Here is a 20929-nt window from a genome sequence, read left to right as displayed (position 1 = left end):
CACGCGCCGCAGCCCGGTTTTTCCTGCGCCGCGCTCGATGCGCTGCGGCAGGTCGCGCCCCTGCTCGACGCCACGGGCTGGGCCTGGGGGCCGACGGGCGGCGTGGGCTTCGCCCTGGCCAGCGGCTTGCCCGTGCTGCGCGCCGACAGCGACCTCGATCTCGTGCTGCGCATCGCCGCGCCGCCGGACGGGGCCCAGGCCGACGCCCTGCGCGCCATCGCGGCGACTGTCACGGCGTGCCGGCTCGATATGCAGATCGACACGGGCCATGGCGGCTTTGCGTATGCGGAATGGGCGGCGGGGCGGGGCAGGGTCTTGCTGAAGACGGACCAGGGACCCGTGCTGACGGCCACGCCATGGGAGCTGGCATGAGCGTGTTGTTTACCTTTCCCGGCCAGGGCGCCCAGTACCCGGGCATGCTGCATGCGCTGCCGGACGATGCGGCCGTGGCGGCAACCCTGGGCGAAGCGGGGGGCGTGCTGGACTGCGATCCTTTGCTGCTGGACACGGCCGAAGCGCTGGCCGCGACGCGGGCCGTGCAACTGTGTTTGCTGATCGCGGGCGTGGCGATGGCGCGTTCCCTGGGGGCGCGCGGCGCGGCACCGGACATGGTGGCCGGCTTTTCCATCGGCGAGTATGCTGCGGCCGTGGTGGCCGGCGCGCTCGATTATGCGGATGCCCTGCGCCTGGCGGCGCGGCGCGGGCAGCTGATGCAGCAGGCTTATCCCGCCGGCTACGGCATGGCGGCCATCAGCGGGCTGGATCTGGCGCAGCTGGAACCGCTGCTGGCCCAGGTGCATGGCGCCGCCACGCCCGTGTATATCGCCAACCTGAACGCGCCGCGCCAGATCGCCATCGCCGGCAGCGAGCCCGCCTTGCACGCCGTGATGGCGCTGGCCCTGGCGCAGGGCGCCGGCAAGGCGCAGCGCCTGGCCATCAGCGTGCCGTCCCACTGTCCGCTGCTGGAAGGCGCGGTGATCGACATGGCCGCCGCCTTCGACGGTGTGGCCATACGCCGCCCCGCGCTCGTCTACCTGAGCAGCAGCGCGGCGCGCGCGCTGTTCGATCCGGCCCGCATCCGCGACAGCCTGGCCGCCAACATGGCGCAGCGCGTGCAGTGGACCAGCACGGTGCGCCTGGCGTGGGAGCGGGGCGCCCGGCTGGCGCTGGAAATGCCGCCGGGCAGCGTGTTGACGCGGCTGACGGCGCACGATTTCACGGATGGCGTGGCCGTCTGCAGCGACGGCAACCGGGGCGACAGCCTGCTGGCGCTGGTGGGCCGGGAGCGGGGCGGGGTTTGACGGAGCGGACCTGGAGCGCGGTGGCGCCTTACAGCCTGGCGCTCAAGCCAACTTGAAAGCCACGGCCGGGCAGGGGCGCGATGTATTTGAGTGGTGAATTGTGCGGCCTGGCATCGTCATCGAGCAGGTTGCTGCCGCTGATGAACACCTCGATGCCCGCAAACGGCGCATCCTGCACCTGCAGTGCGCGGCTGACCTGGAAGTTCACCATGGTGTAGCCGTCGAGCGGCACTTCTGCGCTGACACTCTTGCCCAGGTACTTCTGCTTGTCATAGCGGGTGCCGGACAGCCTGGCCTTCCATCCCTTGTTTTCCCACAGCACATTTGCGCCATAGCGGTTGGTAGGCATGTTGGGCAGGTACTCGCCGTCGTTGTGCGCGCGCAGCTTGTCCGGGTTGTCGGCCTTGTTCTTGACCAGGTCGGCAAATGCGGAGAGGTTCAGCTTGCCGTAGCTGCCAAGCTGCAATACCTGGGCAGCGTCCACTTCGAATCCCTTCACCGTCGTATCCGTCTGCTTCCAGTATTTCAGTGGCAGGCGATTGGCCATCTGGGCGCCCGAGTGGCCAAGGTAGAGATAGTTGTCGTACTTCATGACGTAGCCTGTGGCCGACAGCTTGAATCCCCGATTGGCAAACAAGGCAGTAAGTTCCGTATTCTTCGCGCGCTCGGCCTGGAGGTTCTGGTTGCCTTCTTCCTGGGTCATGATCGAATAGTGCGCATTGCTCGCATACAACTCGTTGACATCGGGCGCCCTTTCCGACGACGAGTAGCGCAGCTTCACGCCGAACAGCTGGCCCAGTGGGGCCGAGGCGCCCAGGCTGTAGCTGTTCAGGCTGAACGACTTGTCCTCGAGTGTGGCATTGCTGGCATTCCGCGACGTCTTGAAGCCGCTCTTGCGGATCTCGTGGTCCACTGTTTCATGGCGAAAGCCCGCATCGAAGGTGGCCCAGTCGACGTCGAGGCTTTCCTTGAGGAACAGCGCGCGGCTGACCGTGTTCGTATCGGGAAGGTAGCGCTGCGGGCCGCTGCCGGCGATATCCCTGGATTTATGGCTCAGGCCAAGCACGCCGCTCAAGGGCCCGGCGCGCCGGTGCGCCAGCAGGAGCTCGGCCTGATTGGTGTCGAACTGGTAGTCGTTCGCCTTGGCGGCACCCAGGCGTTCTCCCGACGTATTGTTCAGGCGGGACACGCGCAGTTGCATGCTTTCAAGGTACGCGACGGGGGCAAGCAGATGGGCTTCCAGCGCATATTTATCCTGCTGTATCACCACGCCGACGGGCAGCCCCGCGTCATAATTCGCCCCGAACGACTTGTTTTCCATGGAAAAACCCGGCACGCCATACTCGCTTTCCTTGGAATCGACGCTGACCGCCACGTAGCCCCGGTCGAAAAAGTAGCTCGTGCCGGCGGCAATGTGGGCGTTGCTGGCATGGCTGTTGCCCAAGGTGCCGTGGTAATCGGGCGTCACGTCCCGGTTGATCTTTTTCTGGGTCATCGCCGGCGTCCCCGGCACGTAGGCGGGGTTGGCGGGATTGACGTAGGTCTTGCGCTGCCAGACGGAGGTGGGGTGATTGGTATAGAAGGAAAAATCGCCGTCCGCCCAGTCCGGATTTTCCGTCATGAACTGGTCGATAAACGGCTGCGTAGCCTTGTTGTAGATTTGCTGGATGCGCGCTTCCTTCTGGCAACTGTCGGCCAGGAAGGTGTTGACTCCGCCGTTTGCAGGGAACAGCTGGCTGTTGCACACGCCGGCCTTGCTGTTGCCGGGAATATCGTAATGCCCGATCTTCTGGAAGGACAGTTGCAGATTGGTCGAGAAGTGCTTGCCATCGTTGAAGTTGACGCGCAAGCCTTGCGCGTCGGCATCGTTGAAGCCCTTGCGCAGCACCAGTTCCACGTCCTTCTGCTTGTCCTCCATCTTCCTGGAAATGAGGCCGGAATCGACGTCGACGCTGCCGCCGATGGCATTGCCGCCGAAACGCACGCTGTCGGACGATTTGTTCACCGTCACGCTGCGCACGAAGAGGGGATCGAAGGGGATGTTGATGTCGCCACTGAGCGCATTCATGCCGAGGATGGATTGGCCGTCTTCGAGGATCTGCACGCGGCTGCCGCTCAGGCTGCGTATCACCGGCGCGCCGGCATTCGGGCCGAAGGCGCTGCTTTGCACGCCCGAGACATGCTCGAGCATGCCGCCCAGGGTCCCGTTCTGGGTTTGCCCATTCTCGACCACGACGACGCTGTCGATGGCCGATGGCCGGTCGGCCCGGACCTTGATGGTTTGCAGGGTGACGTCGTCCGCCCCGTAGGCGAGCGGGGCAGTGGACAGCATGGCAGCTGCGAATACGTGATGGCGCATAGGACTCTCTAAAAAGGCGGAAGGTGGTGCTGGGGCTGGATGCAGGCGCAGCGCGACGGCTTAGATGCAATCTAGTTGCAATAATAGCCGGCGAGCAATTTTATTGCAAGTAAACTGCATTTGGCGGGGGCGATGGGCGCGGCGAGGAATGCCCGATTAGCGGGCTGGGGGATGGAAAACGCGCAGCGCAGCCAGCCGGCATGCGCCAGCTGCTGTGCAGCAAAGTACGGAGGGGCGATGGCAGAGGTGCGCAGCGTGCGTGTTGCGCGTGATGCCGCCGGCAAGGGGCGCGGCGCAGGCTGAATGCGTCCGCCTGCGCCGTTGTGGCGTCGCTAGGTCAGGTGAATGTCAATGGCTTGTTCAGCTGCAGCCGGCGCGCGCGCCGCTTGCGTTCCCAGATGACGATGCCCGTCACGGACAGCATGGCGACCATGATGCCCATGAAGGACATCAGTATGCGCCCCGGCAAGCCGAGGATGCGGCCCGAGTGCAGGGGGAATTGCAGTTGCACGAAGACGTCGGCGGCCGTGCCTTCCCATGGCTTGTGCTGGCCGATGATAGTGCCGTCCATGCCGTCGACGTACAGGTTCGACAGGCCCATGCCGGCCGCGCCGAATTCGTCGGCCGGGTCGAAGAACGAGACGTTGTAGAACGAGTAATTACCGCCATAATAAATACCGCCGATGGGCGCCGTGATGCCGCGCTGCACGGCCTGCTTTTGGGCGATGCCTACCGCCTGCTCGAAGCCGATCGCGGGCGCGATGTAGCTGCCGTAGGGCGCCGGCGTCTGCGTTTCGTACGGTCCCGGCGTGGTGGTCGAGACCAGCGACATGACGGGATAGAACACTTCGCGGTACAGGTTCAGCGAGAACGAGGTAAACGCCACGACGAGGATGATGGCCCATACCCACAGGCCGCCCGCGCGGTGCAAGTCGAAATTGAGCTTGTAGCCGCCGGCCGCCCAGCGCACCACCCATGACGGTTTCCAGCGCTGCCACCAGCCGCTGGCGCTGCGGTGGCGCGGCGCCTCGTCCGGCGCGCGCGGGCGCAAGCGGCGCGGCGTGGTCAAGTAAAACGCCACCATGCTGTCGAGCAGCCACACCAGGGCTACCGTTCCCATCAGCCAGTAGCCCCAGCGGTCCGTGCCCCAGAAGGCGGGCACGTGCAGGCTGTAGTGCAGGTGGCGCAAAAACGGCATCAGGCTGCGGCGCGACAGGGAAATGGCCGTCGAATCGCGCGTGCCCGTGATCTGCGCTGTGACGGGGTCGATGTAGACGGTGTTGTAGCCGAGCACGAAGGGCTTGTTCGTGGCAGGGTCCGTCAACGGGCGCACCATGAAGGCGGCCGCGTGGCCTTCTTCCAGGCCCAGTGTCATGTAATTGACTTGCGCGCGCGGGTCGGCGGCGGCGACTCTCTGCGCCAGCGCAAACGGCGCCTGCAGGGGGCCGCGGCCCGGCGTGTCCATGATGTCGGCGTTGAGCCATTCGTCCAGCTCGTGATCCCACGAAGTGACGGCGCCCGTGAGGCCGGCGACGATGAGGAAGAGGGCGATGGTGAGACCGGCCCAGCGGTGTATGACAGTCCAGAAAGCGCGCATGCGGTACAAACCTTCAAAATAAAACCGGCCTGTTGCCGCCAGCAGGCGCCACGGGGCGCACAGGGAAAAGCCAGGCACGCGCCTGGTATTTTGATAATGGGAATCGTTCTCATTATCCGCCGTGGCCTGGCATTTGTCCAGCGCCAATGGTGTTGCCCAGGGCCAATTCGCGCATGCTAAGATGCTAGCAAGAAGTTAATTTACGTTCCATGTGGAAATATTCAGGGCGAAACAGGCATGCGCATAGAAGATCGGCACAATATCCGCATTAGCGAACGCTGCGGTGCACCGCAGGCAGGCGCGGCAGCCACCATGGTGTTCATGCATGGCTTTGGCTGCGATCAAACCATGTGGCGCTACCTGGAGCCCTTGTTCCGTCCGCACTACCGCACCGTGCTGTTCGACCTGGTCGGCAGCGGCGCTTCCGACCTCAGTGCCTATGATTTCGATAGCTACGCGCGGCTCGATGCGCATGGCGCCGATTTGCGCCGGGTCATCCATGCCGTCGGCGGCGGCCCCGTCATTTGCATCGGCCATTCCGTCAGCGCCATGAGCGCCTTGCTGGCCACCATCGCGGAACCGGACCTGTTCGCCGCGCAAGTCATGCTGGCGCCGTCGCCCTGCTATATCGATGACGCCGGGGCCGGCTATCGGGGCGGCTTCAGCCGTACCGATATCGACGACTTGCTCGACGCCATGGACCGCAATTACCTGGGCTGGTCCGCCAGCATGGCGCCGGCCATCATGGGCGCATCCGGGCAGCCGGCGCTGGGCGCGGACCTGACGCACAGCTTTTGCCGCACGGACCCCGCCATTGCCCGGCATTTCGCGCAAACCACCTTCCTGTCCGATCACCGCGCCGTCTTGCCGCACAACAGCACGCCGGCCCTGATCGTGCAATGCAGCGACGACTTCATCGCGCCCCGTCCCGTGGGCGATTATCTGCGCGACAAGCTGCCACGCAGCAGCCTGCACGTGGTCGAGAACGCGGGCCATTGCCCGCACATGAGTGCGCCCGATGCCAGCTACCGCGCCATCCGCCACTTTCTCGACGGCCTGCACCTGTAATGCGCGATACGATGCCTTCCTTGCCTGACGCCGACACCTTGTTCCAGCATGCGGCCTGCGGCTTGCTGCTGTGCACCGCCGACGGCACCATCGTGCAGGCGAACGCCACCTTTTGCGGCTGGCTTGGCTATGGCGCCGGGGAAATACTGGGGAAAAAGAAACTGCAGGACTTGCTGACCATCGGCGGGCGCGTGTTCCACCAGACGCACTGGCTGCCGCTGATGCAGGTGCAGGGCAGCGTGTCGGAAATCCTGCTCGACATGCGCCAGCGCCAGGGACAGGCCGTACCCATGCTCTTCAACGCCGTGCGGCGCGTGCACGAGGGCGTGCGTTATGACGAGGTCGCCGTCTTCATCGCCAGCGACCGCCGCAAGTACGAGCAGCAGCTGCAGCTGGCGCGCAGGGAAGCGGGCGTGCTCAACGAACAGCTGGCGGCCGCCGACCGGCGCAAGGACGAATTCCTGGCCACGCTGGCGCACGAGCTGCGCAACCCGCTGGCGCCCATGCGCAATGTGCTGGAAGTGCTGCGCCTGGCGCAGCTGGACGATCCGCAGCTGTGCTGGGCGCGTGACGTGCTGGGCCGCCAGCTGGGCCACATGACGCACCTGGTCGACGACTTGACGGAAGTGTCGCGCATCACGCGGGGGCGCCTGGAATTGCGCCGCGCCAGCGTGGAACTGGCGCCCGTGGTGGAAGCGGCCCTGCACAGCGTGGCGGAGCTGGCGGCGCAGTCCGGCCACAGCGTGCACGTGGAGCAATGGCCGCAGCCGATCTGGCTCGACGCCGATGCCACGCGCCTGGCGCAGATGATCGCCAACCTGCTGACCAACGCCGTCAAGTACACGCCCGCCAACGGCGTCATCGGGCTGGAAGTGGCATGCACGGCAGGGGAAGTGCTGATCAGTGTGCGCGATTCGGGCATCGGCATCGCGCCCGAGCACCTGGACAAGGTATTCGACCTGTTTTCGCAGCTGGAACCGGCGCTGTCGCGGGCCCAGGGCGGCCTGGGCATCGGCCTGTCGCTGGTGCGCGGCCTGGCCGAATTGCATGGCGGCAGCATCAGCGCGCATAGCGACGGCGTGGGACAGGGCAGCACCTTCGAATTGCGCCTGCCGCTGCCGGCCGTGCCGCTGGAAGCGCCCGCGCCGCCCGGCCGCCGCTTGCTGGCGGGCACGCGTGAAGGCACCGTGCTGGTGATCGACGACAGCGCCGACGCGGCCGAAAGCCTGGCGCTGGCGCTCGACATCCTCGGCTATGAGGTGCGCACGGCCTACGATGGCGCGGCGGGCATGGCGGCCGCGCAAACCTTCATGCCGCAAGTCATCCTGCTCGACATCGGCTTGCCGCACATGAATGGCTACGACGTGGCAAGACTGTTGCGCAGCGAGCCCTGCGGGCAACACGCCATCCTCGTGGCCGTCACGGGCTGGGGCCAGGACAAGGACCGCAAGATGGCGTCCGATGCGGGATTTGATTTGCACCTGACCAAGCCCGTGGATTTTTACGAGCTCGATGCGGTGCTGCAGAAGATGCTGCAGGCGCAATGAGCAGGAACCGGTCATAGCTGATGGGACAAACATGACGGAATTGAATACCGCGCCAGCCGATGCCAGGCGGCCTGTCTGGATCGCTGTGATGGCGGGGTGGCTGCTCCAGCTTGTGCTCAAGGCGCTACTCCCCTTGGTCCTCCAGGCCGCCAGCGCCCCGCACTGGTATGCCTTGCCGGGCGCTATTTTCATAGGCTCTGCCATTGCCGGTGGACTGGCCGCCAGGCTGGCACCCGGCAGGCTGATGGCGGTGGCCTCGGCGCTCGTCGGCCTGAGCCTGTTATCTGCCTGCTTCGAGCAATTTCCCCAGCCCATGTCTGCCATGGTGGCGCTCCTCTGGTTGGGCGGGCCATGCCTGGGACTGATAGTGGGCGTGCTGCTGGCGCGACAATCGGCGCGGGATGCAAACTGAAGCAAGGCCGAGGACGGTATAGCCGTTTCGCCCCTCATGATGGAAAGCATGAAACAACTGACAGAACTTGACCTCGCCGTTTTCCAGCTGCGCATGGGATTTGGTCATGCCGACAGCTGCGTGGACTGGGCCGTGGAACGCATGAGGCGGGACGAGGAGGGCGACGACCTGGAAGTCGTGCTGCTGGCCAGCGCCCGCGGCCGCGACGAGGTGCTGCCGCTGGCCGAGGCGATCATCGAACGCTACCGTGGCGCGCAGCGGCTGGCTGACCAATTTCTGGCAGGTAAATATATCCTCGAACTGCACGCCGCCTACCTGGCGGGCCGGGAAAGCGTGTCGTCGCTCGATGCCATCTTTACCCGCCTGTACCCGGCCCTCGACTATCCGGACTGGCTGGTGATGCTGAGCCGTAACTGCGAATATGCGACGGACGTGGCCGATTTCGAGCAGCCGTTCGAGGATGAATTCCGCTACATCGCCGGCCTGTGGGCACAGGCGGACAGCCTGGCCGGGTTCGAACGTGCATACAGCCGTGAGACGTCCAAGCAACATGATGCGACGGGCGTTTGATTGTGCCAAATGACTGCAATATGAAAAAAATCGATATTTTTGTCTGTTCCGATGCCGAGATGCGCGCATGTGCCAGCTGGCAGGACGCCTTCGACTCCTTTCCCGTCACGTGCATTACCTTGCCCGGCGAACTGGATTTTGCGTCGCTGGGGCAATTGCTGACCCACTCGGCAGCGCCCGCCATCAGGCCCGTGTCTATCCCGGGGCGTGAGCTTTACGTGTTTGCGCATGCCACGGGGCAGGCGCTTGAACGGCTGGCGGCCGAGGACTTGGCCGATATTGCGGTGGCATGGGCGCGGACGGCGCCATGGGCCGGGCTGGAGGTCAATCCCTTCGACCTGGCCGGATTTCTGATGGAGTTGCAATCGACCTGGCGTCAATCCGCCACGCCGGACAAGGCGCTGTTTGCATGGCCCGACGCGTAAGGCAAGTCTGCGATGGCTGGCGGCAGCCACCGTATAATTTGCACACTTCTTTCCACAAGGATAACTGTGCAGCACAAAACCATAGGACTGATCGGCGGCATCGGCTGGGCTTCGACCCTGGAATACTACCGGCTCCTCAATGAAATGCTGGTGGCGCGCATCGGGCCAGCGCATAGCGCCCGCATCATGCTGGTCAGCATCGACCAGGCCGATTTCGTCGCGCATGCGGCGCAGCCGGACTCGCGCGCCATCGAGCAATTCCTGATTGCGGAAGGCCGGCGTTTGCAAGGCATGGGCGCGGATTGCTTCCTGCTGTGCGCGAATGGCGCGCACCGTTTCGCGTCCGCCGTCGTGCCGCGGATTGGCTTGCCATTCATCAGCATCGTCGAGGAAACGGCGAAAAAGGTGCAGCAGGCGGGCGTGCGCAAGGTGGGCTTGCTGGGCGTCAGGCAAACGATGGCGGGCCGCTTCTATCACGATGCGCTGCAGCAGCGCGGCATCGCCACGGTGACGCCCGATGCGGCCGACCAGGATATCGTCCACGACATCATCTATGCGGAACTGGTGCAGAATATCTTTACCGATGCCAGCCGGAAGATCTTCCTCGGCATCATCGAAAAACTGCGGCGGCAAGGCGTGCAGGGCGTGATATTGGGATGTACGGAGATACCGCTGCTGATCCGGCAGGGCGATGCGGACGTGCCGCTCTTTGATACGACGGCCATTCATTGCGCGGCGGCGGTGGCGTTTGCCGTCGAAGACTAGGCGCGGCACAGGAGCGGCTGCCTGAACTGGCCGCCGCTCGCTTGGAGCATCAGGCCGGCTGCGCGCCGCCCAGGTTGCGGCTGCGGTTTTCCACCAGCACGGAAATGCCGAGCACGACGATGCCGCCGCAGGCCAGCATGGCGCCCACCCAGCCCGTCGAGCGCAAGCCCATGCCCATGGCGATGGCGATGCCGCCGGCCCACGCGCCCAGCGCGTTGGCGATGTTGAAGGCGGAATGGTTGAGGGCGGCGGCCACCGTTTGCGCGTCGCCGGCCACGTCCATCAGGCGCGTCTGCACGGCGGGGGCGACGGCGATGCCGGCGCCGATGGCGAACAGATTGATGGCCGTCAGCCAGACATTGCTGCTGGTGTAAGTAAAGGCGGCCAGGGCGGCCACGTTCCACAGCAGCACGCCGAAGATGGTCCACAGGCGCGAGCGGTCGGCCAGCCAGCCGCCGATCAGATTACCCACCGTCATGCCCACGCCGATGATGGCCAGCAGGATGGAAATGACGAGGGGCGACACTTTCGTAATTTCCAGCAAGGTTGGCGTGATGAAGGTGTAGACGGCGAACATGCCGCCGAAGCCGATCGCCACCATCAGCAGGGTCAGCCACACTTGCAGGCGGCGGAATACGCCCAGTTCGCGGCGCGGGCTGGATTCGCCGGCGGCGACCATGGGCACGAAAATGCGCACCATCAGCATGGTCAGCAGGCCCAGCGCGGCGACCAGCAGGAAGGCCGAGCGCCAGCCCAGGGTCTGGCCGATGTACGTGGCCAGCGGCACGCCGAAGATATTCGCCACGGTCAAACCCATCAGGACCCTGGCCACGGCCTGGCCGCGCCGGTCCGGTTCGGCCAGTGCGGCCGCCACCAGGGCCGCCACGCCGAAATAGGCGCCGTGCGGGATGCCGGCCACGAAGCGGGCCACCACCAGCAAGCCGTAGTTGGGGGCGATGGCGCTGAGCAAGTTGCCGCCCGCGAACATCAGCATCAGGCAGATCAGCATCAGGCGGCGCGGCATGCGGGCCAGGAAGATCGTAATCAGGGGCGCGCCGATGACCACGCCCAGCGCGTAGGCGCTGATCATGTGGCTCATTTGCGGCAAGGTCGTGCCCAGGTCGTCGGCCACCACGGGCAGGATGCTCATGGAGGCGAACTCGCCCGTGCCGATGGCGAGGCCGCCGATGGCCAGGGCCAGGTCGGCATAGCCGGCGCCAAAAGGCGCGGTGACGCGCGGAATCAGGGGATCTACGGAGGCGTGCATGTTCTTGTTCGTTGGGTAAAGAATGACAGGGCGGAGGGGCGCGCAGTGGCCCAGCCGGAGGTGGCAATGCGCCACCAGAGTCGACGGATGGCCGGTATTTTCGGGCTACAAGAACTGCCCAAAGACAACATTGTAAAAGATTCGGGCAAGCTCTGCAGGGCACCGGTGAAAATCTGCTGCACTGCACACCACAGCGATTGCTCTATTTGTTAACGATAACACGGAATGCACGCGATTCCGCCACAGGGCCGGCGAAGAAAAGCTGGCTGTGGCGGAAATGGTCTTCCTTGCGGATTATTTCGCTAACGATTGCTGCAGCGCTTCCAGGCCCGCGACATAGATGCCGTGAAACAGGTCCGTCACTTCCTGCTCGCTCACGCCCACGGGCGTGAAGCGGCCCGACCAGGTGACCCGCGCGCCGTCGCTGCCGGCGATCGCGCTTACTTGCAGGGTCGACAAGTAATCAGTGGCGGGAAACGGCGCCTGCAGGATGGAATAGCTGTAGCTGCGCGCCGTGTTGTCGTACGCTTCCAGCTGCTCGACGATGACGTCGCCGGCCGGGTTGGCCAGGTGGCGGATGCGGCCCCCGTTGCTGAGGCTGCTGCTGGGAATGTAGGGCAGCCAGTCCGGCAGGGAGTTAAAGCCGCCGATCAGTTGCCATACTTGCGCCGGCGTGGCGGCGATGTCGATCGAGGTGGTGGTATGTGCCATGGTGATATTCCTTTTAAATAATTAGTTAGATGGTGATGCCAGGCAGGGGAGCGAACGCCGATACCAGTTGTTCGGCGCGCATGTCTTGCCAGAAGGCAGCGGGGATGACGCTGTTCAATGCCTGCAGGTCTTCGGCCAGGCGTTCCGGACGGCTGGCGCCGGGGATCACGGCAGCCACGGCAGGGTTGGCCAGCGAGAATTGCAGGGCAGCGGCCTTGACGCTGACGCCGTGGCGCGCGGCGATGGCCTTGATGCGTTCTACTTTGGCAATGATTTCAGGCGAGGCTTTCTGGTATTCGAAATGCGCGCCGCCGGCCAGGATGCCCGAGCTGTAGGGGCCGCCCACGACGATGTCGACGTTCTGTTTCGCCGCGGCCGGCATCAGGCGTTGCAGCGCACGCTCATGGTCGAGCAGGGTGTAGCGGCCGGCCAGCAGGAAAGCGTCGGGCTGGGCTTCGGCCAGGTCCAGGGTCAGTTCCAGCGGCTCCACCTTGTTCACGCCCACGCCCCAGGCTTTAATGACGCCTTCTTCGCGCAGGCGGGTCAGCACGCGGAAGGCGCCCGTGCGGGCCGTTTCGAATTGCGCCAGCCAGTTATCGCCGTGGAAATCCTGGGCGATGTCGTGCACCCAGACGATATCGAGGCGGTCCGTATCCAGGCGTTTCAGGCTCGCTTCGATCGAGCGCAGGGTGGCGTCGGCCGAATAGTCGTCGACGATCTTGTTCTTGCGGCCAAATTCGAACAAGCCCCCTTTTTCGCCCAGTTCGCGGCTTGCCGGGTCTTCCAGTTCGTCGAGAATCAGGCGGCCCACCTTGGTGCTGAGCACGTAATCGTCGCGGCGACGCTGTTTCAGGGCGGCGCCCAGGCGCAGCTCGGCCAGGCCGGCACCATAGAACGGGGCCGTATCGAAATAGCGGATGCCCGAGTCCCAGGCCGCGTCGACGGTCGCCAGCGCTTCTTGCTCGGGAATGTTGCGGAACATGTTGCCCAGCGGCGCCGTGCCGAAACCCAGTTTGCCAGTCAGTAAGTGTTTGATCGTCATGATGTTTTCTTTCAATGTGTGGAGGAGTGACGACAGAATAGCTGGACAAGTTAAGCTCGTCCAAGACATAATTAGCGCAACTTAAGTCCTGAAAGGTCTGATATGTTGGACATGCGCCAATTGCAATACTTCATCGCCGTTGCCGAGGAAGAACACGTGGGACGGGCCGCCGAGCGCCTGCATATTTCCCAGTCGCCGCTGAGCCGGCAAATCGCCCAGCTCGAGGACAGACTGGGCCTGACCCTGTTCGAGCGCAGCGCCCAGCGCATCCGCCTGACGCGCGACGGCCAGACTTTCCTGGCTGAAGCGCGCGCCTTCATTACCCACGGCAACCGGCTGGAAGCGCTGGCCAAGCGCCTGGGGCGCGGCGATGAAGGGGGGCTGTGCATAGGCTACATCGAAAACGCCATGCATGCGGGCGTCTTGCCGGACGGCTTGCGCGCCTTGCGGGCCACGCGGCCGCAAGTGCATATCGCCCTGTACAACCTGCATTCGGCCGAGCAGATCGAAGGCTTGCGCCAGCGCAGCCTCGATATCGCCCTGCTGTGCGAACCGCCGCTGCCGCACGACCCGGACCTCGATTGCGCGCAAGTGCTGAGCGACCCCATGCTGCTGGCCTTGCCGGAGACGCACCCGCTGGCGGCCAAAGTCGAGCTGACCCCGGACGACCTGGCGGGCCAGGAGTGGATTGCCGTGTTGCACAAGGAAAGCGTGCTAAAGCACGACAATTTCATCGCCGCCTGCGCGCGCGCCGGTTTTACGCCCGATATCCGCATGGAAGCAACAGAGCCGCTGACGGCGCTGGGCCTGGTGGCGGCCGGACTGGGCATGGCCATGATCCAGCGCAGCCTGCGCCAGCACGCGCCGGCCGGCGTCGTCGTGCGCGAACTGTCATGGTTCAGCTATCGCACGCCCCTGTGGCTGGCCTGGCACAAGGTCAACTTGCGGCCACTGGTGGGCATTTTCCGCGCCACCCTGCTGGAACAGGCGGGTGTGGCCGCTTGAATCTTCCTGCCGTGTTTCAGGTACGGGGGCAGCCACCACCACATGCCGCGCGCCCCGGGGGCAGGCCGGCTGTGGACGGGCGCACCTTCAGAAGCATTGCGTTATGCGCTGGGGCAAGTCGCGCAAGCGCCACAGGGGCGTCGAGACGATGGCCATGGGACTGTGCGAGGCGTCATGGCCGCAATGGCCGCAGCTGTGGCGGCGGTGCGGCGCCAGCGCGAAGCTGCCCAGGTCCAGGTGCGGGTGGCCGCAGCGGGCGCAGTCGCTGCAGCCCAGCGGCGCGTCCGCCTGCAGCGCGGCGGCGAAGGCCTGCGCGGCGGGCGGCGTGACGTTCAGCTGCACGACGTCGGGAGGGAACAAGCCGGGCAGGGCGCGGCAGTCGATGGCCAGGGCCGGCAGGTCGCGGCTGAACAGGGCGCCGCCGTCGTCGGCCCGGGCGCGCAGTTGCAACAGGCCATCTGTGCCCAGGCGCAAGGTGGCGGCGTGGAACTGCATGGGGTCGAACAGGTCCGGATACAGCACATAGCCCATGGGGCTGGCGTGCTGGCGGCAACGCATCGGCTGCCCTGCCTGCTGGTCGGCCAGGTCGGCCTGCGTGCCCCAGTAGCACTGGTGCGTGCGGCACCAGTGGCGCGCCGCGCCATTGCGAAACTTTCCGGCTGGCAGCAGATCGCACAGCACGATGGCGTCCTGGCCCCTGCCGGCGCGAAAGTGGCCCGTGATGTGGGATGTGGTGACGGCAAGGTGGCCCGTGCTCGCGTGCAGGGGCCAGCAGATGCCGGGCAGGGTCAGCGGCGTGGCCAATGGCGCCTCCCTGTGGCTAGCGGCTTGCCAGCCGCTAGCTGCCTGGAATGAAAAAACCCGCCGGCTGGGGCGGGCTGTGCTGGCGGGCTGGCCAGGGGCATGGCCCGGTCTATTCTTCCGTATCGGCCAGGGTGACGATGGCGCGCGCCCACTTCGAGTATTTCAGGTTCGCCAGGTCGCGCACGGTCTTGATATTGAAAGCCTGCTTGAGCAGCTCCGCATCCTTCTCGCTCACGCCTTGCAGCGCATCGACGGGCGCATCAGCAATTTCCTTGAACGTCTTTTTTTCGTAAGCCTTGTCTACCGCTTTATTGATGTTCATGTGTTGATACTCCTCAGTAAGTAGGAAAATTTATTCTACACGTTTTTGTGAACCGTCAATTTACGCTTGCATGTTGTGCCGAACTAAATATGATGGAGGTGGGCGGCTCTGCAGTGAGCCTGTCCGTGCGTTCGTCTCGAGATTGTAATTATAGCATTGTTATTATTCATAGTATAATGATTTCCGTGGCGGAGAAAGGTCTGCGCCATGCCGGACGCCGCAGTCATGCGGCACTAATCGATAGCGTTCAGGAGAATACGATGAGTTTGCTAGATCAACTTGCAGGACAGGCGATGAGCGCTTTGGGCAACAAGGGCGCGGATGGGGAAGCGCCGTCGGGATTGATGGCCAGCGTGATGGACCTGGTCAACCAGCATGGCGGCTTGCCTGGCCTGCTGCAGAAATTCCAGGAAAGCGGCCTGGGCGACCAGGTGGCCAGCTGGATCGGCACCGGCGCCAATGCGCCCGTCTCCGGCGAACAGATCAAGGATGCGCTGGGCGCCGACACGATCACCCAGATCGCCGAAAAAGCGGGCGTCGCGCCGGACGCGGCCTCGGGCGGCCTGGCAGCCTTGCTGCCCCAGCTGGTCGACAAGCTGACGCCGAACGGTCAGGTACCAGAAGGCAATGACCTCGTCAGCCAGGGCTTGAATATGCTCAAGGGCAAGATCTTCGGTTGATACAGCCGATGCTACAGCCGATGCAGCAACAGAAAACCTCGCAGCGATGCGAGGTTTTTCTGTTGCGCGGGACTGTTGTGTTTTGTATGAGAGGAAGGAACGCCTGAAAAATGCCCAGGGCCAGGCGCCGCCCCGAAGACAGTACGCGATTACGGCGCAGGACCAGAGTAACCCCGGCAACAACGCCACGGGCGTTTTTCAGGCGGCAGCCATCATGCCGAAGTGGGGAGGCGCGCCGGTCAGCCGCGCCGTGCTGCCCTCCACCAGATACGAGCAATAGCGTCTGCGCTCGGCAATGCCGCCGCGCCGCTCCATCAGTTCGTCCAGCATGGCGACGGCGTCGCTGGCCATCTTTTGCACGGGCTGGCGCAGGGTGGTGATGTCATAGCTGAGCCAGCCGGACGCTTCCAGCGCGTCGAAGCCGGCCACGGACATCTGCAGCGGCACCTGGATGCCCATCTGGTGGCGCGCCGTGTCCAGGCAGCCGATGGCCATGATGTCGTTGCCGCAAATGACGGCATCCGGCACGCGGCCCAGGCGGTCGATGACCTTGCGCAAGCCCCGTCCGCCGCTGGCGTAATCGTAGTTGCCGCTGACAACGATGGGCGCGGGCAAGCCCAGGCTCAGCAAGCGGTCCAGCATGCCGGCCTTGCGCTCCTGCGCGACGGCCGAGTCGCCGGGGCCGTCGATGATGGCAAACTGGCGGTGACCCGCTTCGGCCAGGCGCGACACGAGCAGGCGCGCCGCTTCGGCCTGGTCGCACAGCACGGCATGCACGGCGTGGTCGCGGGGACTGCGGTTGAACAGCACCAGCGGCACGTCGCGCCGGCCGAACTCGGCCATCTGCTCGTCCGACAGGCAGGCAGCCACGACGGCGCCATCGACTTGGTATTGCCACACATCGCTCAAGACTTTGCCGATGTCCGCTTCGCGCTCCAGGGTAAACAGCAGCAGGCGCTTGCCCAGGCGGGCGATTTGCTGGCTCAGGTCGGACAGCACTTGCGGATAGTACAGGTTGGCCAGGTTGGAAATGATGACGGCCACCAGGTTCGAGCGCCGCGTGATCAGGCTGCGCGCGGCCGCGTTGGGGATGTAGTCGAGGGTGATGGCCGCCTGCATGACCTTGGCATGGGTGGCGGGCGAGATGCTGGCGCCCGGCTTGAAGCAGCGCGACACGGCCGATTGCGACACGCCGGCCAGCAGGGCCACGTCATATGAGGTCACGCGCCGTCCGGCGCCGGGGATGGCGCGGGTGGCGGTGCTGGGTGTCCGGGCTACAGTATTCTTTTTTCGCATATTGGTCTGGCAAGCAACCTGTCTCAAAGTATTCCTGCAGGCCCGGCCGCTGGTGGCGGCCTGGGCGGGCAGAATGAGCATAGCGTAAAAGATTGCTGCATGGCAAGACTGCATGCTTATTCACGCTTATTGTTCATGTTGCAAAAAAATATGACTGAATGGCAAGTGGTATGCTTGCTCTTCAATCGGCGCTGTCGCAGGGGCCGCTGCCATAGGGGCTGGTGCGTCCCGGCGGGGCCACGCGGCGCGCGCTGAAATCGCTGGCCAGGGCGGGCAGGGGCAATTCCGCCGTGGCGCTCGCTTCCGTGCCGCTGACCGTGCCGCGGACAGTCAGGGCCACGTGTACCCAGGTCGCATAATTGCGGGGATAGCTGACGGTGACGGTGGCCATGCCCAGCGCATCGCTCAGGCCGCTGGCGCTGACGGCCAGGGGAATGCCCGGGTCGAGCACGCCATTGCCGTTGCGGTCGTAGGCGGCGTCGTAGATGCCGTTGCGCAAGATGTCTTCGTTGGCGCAGCTGTAGTGGGGCAGGGCCAGGCGCCAGGCGCCCGTGTCGGGGAACTCGGGCTTGTCCGCTTCCCACACGTAATATCCCTTGGCATAGCGGCTGGGCCAGGCGGCGGCCGTGACGGCGACGCCGGGCACGGCGTTGCCGGCGCTGTCGGAAACGAACACGGCGAAGTCCTTCTGCAGCACGCTGGCCGAATATTCGCGCAGCAGGCTGCCCGTGCCCAGCTTGATCGACAGCGCTTGCCGCGCCACCGTCAGGCGCACGAGCGACGTGGCCGCCGCTTGCGGGGCGCCGTCGATGCGGGCCTGGATCAGCACGCCGTCGCGGCCGCTGTCGGCCTGGCCCGCCACATACGCGGTGCGCGCCAGGCCGTCGCTGCCCGTCAATACCCGGCCGGATTCCCGCAGGTAGCCACCGCTGGGGTCGCTCAAGATGCTGAACAGCACGGGGGCGTTCTTGACCAGATTGTTTGCGGGGCCATCGCGCACCACGGCGCTGATGCTGCTGGCGTTCTCGGCCGATGCGCCCGTATTCGCGCGCAGCACGGCCGGTTCCGCTTGCACGGCCAGCTTGCTGGCGCTGCTCAGGGGGGCGACGAATTCCAGCCGCGTCTGCGCCGTGGGCCCGCCCGCCACGGCGGCCGTGATGGTGGCCACGCCCGCGTTGGCCGACTGTACATAGCTGCGCGGCAAGTTGCCATTGCTAAAAATCAAGCTGGAAGGCAAGGCCTGGCTGCAGGCGCTGTCCGCGAACAGGCTGCCGCGCGAGGTGGACAGGCTGGTGCTGCCCGTCTGCGCCACGCCCGCCTTGTCGTAGCGTACATCGATGGCCTGGCAGGCCAGGGTCGCCACTTCCGGCAGCACGTCCGCGCCGCTGGCATCCTGGCCCACGGCCGGAGTCAGGCGCAGCTCGCTGCCGGCCACGGCATACGCCTGCGTGGCGGCGGCGCCCAGCGCGCTGACGGACACGGCGTCCCTGCCCAGGCTGCCGGCCGTCAGGCGCAGCACCAGCTGGCCTTGCGCATTGCTGAGCGCCGCGCCGCCATCCCTGACGCGCACGCCATTGCCGGCGCCCGTGCCGTAGGCGATGGCCGCGCCGGCCACGGGCTTGCGCGCCGAGTCGCGCACGGTGACGGTGAGGTCGGCGCCCTGGCCCAGCATCAGCGCGGCCGGTCCCTGCAATTCCACCGTGCTGCCCGTGACGGCCACCGTGCCCTTGCCGCTGCGCGCGCCCACGCTGGCCGTGACGGTGATGCTGCGGTTGCCGTTGGCGCCGCCCGTGCCCAGCAGGGCGCGCGCCTGGCCGTTCTTGTCCGTCACGGCATCGACGCTGCCGAGGATGCCGGAATCGGCTGCAAAAGAAATCTTTGCGTTTGGCAAGGCCAGGTTGGCGCCATCCTTGACGAGGGCCGTGACGGTCACTTCGCTGCCGGCCAGGCCCGCCGAAGCCAGTTCCGTGCTGGAAAAGACCAGGTTGACGGCACTGGCCAGGCTGGCCGGTTCGGGCGGCGTGACAGGCGGCGTCACGGGCGGGGTGACGGGCGGCTTCACGGGCGGCACGACGGGCGGTGGCGGGCTGCCGCCGCAGCCTGTCGTGGCGTGCAGCGAGCAGCCGGCGCCGGCCTGGGTGTCGGCCGAACCCCCGCCGCAACCGGCCAGGGAAACGAGGGCTGCCAGCAAGGCAGCGGGCAGGGGAACGTGGGGCACGATGGGTCTCCGGAAACTTGCCGAGGTGCTCGGCGTTACTCCCAAGAGTAGCTTTTGCGCGCCAGCAGTACTTGATACAAAGCAAGCTTGTGATGTTGACCGTGCCGAATGGTTTTTCTGGTGCAAAGGCCTGCCTTCTGATAACATGACGCCCCTTTATTCAGGGAAGGGTCGACATGGCCAATGCTTGCGGCGTCGATTTCGGCACGTCAAATTCCACGGTAGGCTGGGCACGTCCCGGGCAGAGCACCATGCTCGGCCTGGAAGATGGCAAGACGACCTTACCGTCCGTCGTCTTCTTCAATGCGGAAGACGAGGAAGTCAGCTTTGGCCGCGCGGCGCTGGCCGGCTATCTGGCCGGCTACGAGGGGCGTTTGATGCGCTCGCTGAAAAGCTTGCTGGGTACCAGTCTCATCGATGGCCAGACGGAAGTGGGCGGCCGTGCGCTGCCGTTCCGCATGTTGCTGGCACAATTCATCGGCGAAGTGAAACGTCGCGCCGAGCAATCCGCGGGCCGCGAATTCTCGTCCGCCGTGTTTGGCCGTCCCGTCTTCTTTATCGATGACAATGCGCAAGCCGACCAGCTGGCACAGGATACCCTGGCCGAAGTGGCCCGTTCCGTCGGCTTCAAGGACGTGGCCTTCCAGTTCGAACCCATCGCCGCCGCATTCGACTACGAGTCGCAGATCGCCAGGGAAGAACTGGTGCTGATCGCCGACATCGGCGGCGGCACGTCCGACTTTTCGCTGGTGCGCCTGTCGCCCGAACGGGCGAAAAAGACGGAACGGCGCGACGATATCCTGGCCACCGGCGGCGTGCACATCGGCGGCACGGACTTCGATAAATACCTGAGCCTGTCGTCCGTCATGCCCTTGCTGGGCTATGGCAGCCGCCTGCATAACAATAGCGAAGTGCCGTCCAGCTACTATTTCAACCTGGCTACCTGGCACACGATCAACCTGGCGTACACGAAGAAGATCTGGGTGCAGCTGGCCGACGTGTGCCGCGATGCGCGCGAACAGGACAAGATGGGGCGCCTGCAAAAGCTGATCGACGAGCGGGCCGGCCACTGGCTGGCCATGAAAGTGGAAGAAGGCAAGATTGCCCTGTCCGACGCGGCCGAAGTGCAGCTGGAGCTGGACCGCTTGTCGCCCGCGCAAAGCCTGTTGCTGAAACGCACGCAGTTCGATGACGCCATCGGCCACCTGTGCGCTTCCGTGGAAGAAACCGTGCTGCGCCTGCTGCGCGACGCGGGCGTGGCGCCGGAAGCCGTCGACACCGTGTTCTTCACGGGCGGTTCCAGCGGCGTGCGCTTGCTGCGCGAAAAGATTGCCGCGCTGGTGCCGGCCGCGCGCAAGGTCGAAGGCGACCTGTTCGGCAGTATCGGTGCGGGCCTGGCGCTGGACGCCGTGCGCAAGTTCGGCTGATAAAATGTGCATGGCGGCGTTGCCGCGTCTTGCCGTACTAGTGTACTGTCTTCGACGCGGCGCCTTGCCCTGCGCATTTTATCGATACACCCACTGTTGCACCCACGAAAGAA

The 20929-nt window shown here is 65.1% G+C and carries 20 protein-coding genes; 11 read left to right on the top strand and 9 right to left on the bottom strand.

What is annotated here, in order from left to right; genetic code table 11:
* Both GCN74_RS17080 and mdcH read left to right on the top strand, forming a co-directional pair.
* A partial coding sequence (locus GCN74_RS17080) for a malonate decarboxylase holo-ACP synthase (RefSeq protein WP_152257784.1) occupies positions 1–372 on the top strand: 372 nt, incomplete at its 5' end.
* Complete coding sequence (gene mdcH / locus GCN74_RS17075) at positions 369–1301, top strand: malonate decarboxylase subunit epsilon (protein ID WP_152257783.1); 933 nt, start codon at positions 369–371, stop codon at positions 1299–1301. The genes GCN74_RS17080 and mdcH, both read left to right, overlap by 4 nt.
* Before the next feature lie 28 nt (positions 1302–1329).
* On the opposite strand, the gene GCN74_RS17070 is transcribed toward mdcH, so the two are convergent.
* Together GCN74_RS17070 and GCN74_RS17065 are read right to left on the bottom strand one after the other, a co-directional pair.
* Positions 1330–3633, bottom strand: a complete 2304-nt coding sequence (locus GCN74_RS17070) for a TonB-dependent receptor (RefSeq protein ID WP_226939089.1) — start codon at positions 3631–3633, stop codon at positions 1330–1332.
* Between the two features lie 364 nt (positions 3634–3997).
* On the bottom strand, positions 3998–5257 hold the full coding sequence (locus tag GCN74_RS17065) for a PepSY-associated TM helix domain-containing protein (RefSeq protein ID WP_152257781.1): 1260 nt from the start codon (positions 5255–5257) through the stop codon (positions 3998–4000).
* Between the two features lie 237 nt (positions 5258–5494).
* Between GCN74_RS17065 and GCN74_RS17060 the strand changes: the two genes are divergently transcribed.
* The 6 genes from GCN74_RS17060 to GCN74_RS17035 all read left to right on the top strand — a co-directional run bounded on the left by GCN74_RS17060 (position 5495) and on the right by GCN74_RS17035 (position 10044).
* Positions 5495–6325, top strand: coding sequence for an alpha/beta fold hydrolase (locus tag GCN74_RS17060; protein WP_152257780.1), 831 nt, complete (start codon positions 5495–5497; stop codon positions 6323–6325).
* An 11-nt stretch (positions 6326–6336) separates the two neighbouring features.
* Complete coding sequence (locus GCN74_RS17055; RefSeq protein WP_226939088.1) at positions 6337–7872, top strand: ATP-binding protein; 1536 nt, start codon at positions 6337–6339, stop codon at positions 7870–7872.
* Positions 7873–7903: 31 nt separating this feature from the next.
* Entirely contained in the window at positions 7904–8284 is a 381-nt protein-coding gene (locus GCN74_RS17050) for a hypothetical protein (protein ID WP_152257778.1), read from the top strand.
* A 48-nt stretch (positions 8285–8332) separates the two neighbouring features.
* The gene (locus GCN74_RS17045; RefSeq protein WP_152257777.1) at positions 8333–8854 is read left to right on the top strand and encodes a hypothetical protein; all 522 of its coding nucleotides are present in this window, start codon (positions 8333–8335) and stop codon (positions 8852–8854) included.
* A 20-nt stretch (positions 8855–8874) separates the two neighbouring features.
* A complete protein-coding gene (locus GCN74_RS17040) occupies positions 8875–9279 on the top strand; it encodes a hypothetical protein (protein ID WP_152257776.1) in 405 nt (134 codons plus the stop codon).
* 66 nt (positions 9280–9345) lie between these two features.
* A complete protein-coding gene (locus GCN74_RS17035; RefSeq protein WP_193317130.1) occupies positions 9346–10044 on the top strand; it encodes an aspartate/glutamate racemase family protein in 699 nt (232 codons plus the stop codon).
* Between the two features lie 49 nt (positions 10045–10093).
* On the opposite strand, the gene GCN74_RS17030 is transcribed toward GCN74_RS17035, so the two are convergent.
* From GCN74_RS17030 to GCN74_RS17020, 3 genes are all read right to left on the bottom strand, one after another.
* The gene (locus GCN74_RS17030; RefSeq protein ID WP_152257774.1) at positions 10094–11311 is read right to left on the bottom strand and encodes an MFS transporter; all 1218 of its coding nucleotides are present in this window, start codon (positions 11309–11311) and stop codon (positions 10094–10096) included.
* Between the two features lie 294 nt (positions 11312–11605).
* Positions 11606–12022: an SRPBCC family protein gene (locus GCN74_RS17025; RefSeq protein WP_152257773.1), complete on the bottom strand. Its 417-nt coding sequence runs from the start codon at positions 12020–12022 to the stop codon at positions 11606–11608.
* Between the two features lie 25 nt (positions 12023–12047).
* A complete protein-coding gene (locus GCN74_RS17020) occupies positions 12048–13064 on the bottom strand; it encodes an aldo/keto reductase (RefSeq protein ID WP_152257772.1) in 1017 nt (338 codons plus the stop codon).
* Between the two features lie 102 nt (positions 13065–13166).
* On the opposite strand from GCN74_RS17020, the gene GCN74_RS17015 reads away from it, so the two are divergent.
* Positions 13167–14069, top strand: a complete 903-nt coding sequence (locus tag GCN74_RS17015) for a LysR family transcriptional regulator (RefSeq protein WP_152257771.1) — start codon at positions 13167–13169, stop codon at positions 14067–14069.
* A gap of 87 nt (positions 14070–14156) precedes the next feature.
* Here GCN74_RS17015 and GCN74_RS17010 read toward each other — a convergent pair whose 3' ends face one another.
* Entirely contained in the window at positions 14157–14873 is a 717-nt protein-coding gene (locus GCN74_RS17010) for a hypothetical protein (RefSeq protein ID WP_152257770.1), read from the bottom strand.
* Positions 14874–14982: 109 nt separating this feature from the next.
* Positions 14983–15195, bottom strand: a complete 213-nt coding sequence (locus GCN74_RS17005) for a hypothetical protein (protein ID WP_034751103.1) — start codon at positions 15193–15195, stop codon at positions 14983–14985.
* Between the two features lie 293 nt (positions 15196–15488).
* On the opposite strand from GCN74_RS17005, the gene GCN74_RS17000 reads away from it, so the two are divergent.
* On the top strand, positions 15489–15875 hold the full coding sequence (locus tag GCN74_RS17000; protein WP_413541550.1) for a YidB family protein: 387 nt from the start codon (positions 15489–15491) through the stop codon (positions 15873–15875).
* A gap of 198 nt (positions 15876–16073) precedes the next feature.
* Here GCN74_RS17000 and GCN74_RS16995 read toward each other — a convergent pair whose 3' ends face one another.
* Together GCN74_RS16995 and GCN74_RS28775 are read right to left on the bottom strand one after the other, a co-directional pair.
* Entirely contained in the window at positions 16074–17099 is a 1026-nt protein-coding gene (locus GCN74_RS16995; protein ID WP_226939087.1) for a LacI family DNA-binding transcriptional regulator, read from the bottom strand.
* Between the two features lie 253 nt (positions 17100–17352).
* Positions 17353–19389, bottom strand: coding sequence for an Ig-like domain-containing protein (locus GCN74_RS28775; RefSeq protein ID WP_193317129.1), 2037 nt, complete (start codon positions 19387–19389; stop codon positions 17353–17355).
* Positions 19390–19565: 176 nt separating this feature from the next.
* On the opposite strand from GCN74_RS28775, the gene GCN74_RS16985 reads away from it, so the two are divergent.
* On the top strand, positions 19566–20816 hold the full coding sequence (locus GCN74_RS16985) for an Hsp70 family protein (protein ID WP_152257767.1): 1251 nt from the start codon (positions 19566–19568) through the stop codon (positions 20814–20816).
* Positions 20817–20929: the final 113 nt, after the last annotated feature.

Source organism: Janthinobacterium sp. FT14W, from assembly GCF_009208755.1.
Classification (GTDB): domain Bacteria; phylum Pseudomonadota; class Gammaproteobacteria; order Burkholderiales; family Burkholderiaceae_D; genus Janthinobacterium; species Janthinobacterium violaceinigrum.
The sequence above is the reverse complement of the archived record's forward strand: the minus strand, read 5'-3'. Positions and strand labels throughout refer to the sequence as shown.